This is a genomic window from Neisseria sp. P0021.S007 (assembly GCF_051956855.1).
This window is the reverse complement of sequence record NZ_JBQCXA010001396.1, coordinates 1-488: the sequence shown is the minus strand read 5'-3', so window position 1 is coordinate 488 and position 488 is coordinate 1. Positions and strand designations below refer to the sequence as shown.

Here is a 488-nt window from a genome sequence, read left to right as displayed (position 1 = left end):
GTACGGCGTTGCCTCGCCTTGTCCTGATTTAGTTAATCCACTATATGTATGCCGCTTAGGGTTTTTCGTAAACGAAAATAATGTCCAAGTCTTTTTTCGGCAGGAAATTTTCTTTGACTGCTTGGAAGCGGTTGGGCCCTACTTTGCGCAGGGATTTGTCCCAGCAGAGTGACAGTACGGTATTGGGCTCGCGGTCTATGGTCAGGGTGAATTTACCGATGGGTTTTGCCCAGTTGGCACCTGTGGTCAGGACATAGCCCAAATGGTGATAGACCTTCGTAGCTTCTTTCACATTTTTAAAGCCTTTAAGGAAGTTTTCATCCATACAGTACTCATCTATGAATGCTTTGCTGTCTTTGGCTTTGAGCGAAGGCAGGAAGCTGCCGCCAACCAACGGGGTGTATTGGTGTTTGATTTCGGTTACAGCGTTGGCTTTAAAGGTTTGCTTCCAGCTGTAAATAATCTGCGCCGACCAATACGTCCAGCCC

1 protein-coding gene is annotated in these 488 nt (G+C 47.1%); it reads right to left on the bottom strand.

Annotated features, from left to right (window positions below):
* Nucleotides 1-55: 55 nt before the first annotated feature.
* The coding region (locus ACTHUR_RS19365; RefSeq protein WP_440400415.1) for a DUF4424 family protein at nucleotides 56-488 on the bottom strand (433 nt) is incomplete at its 5' end.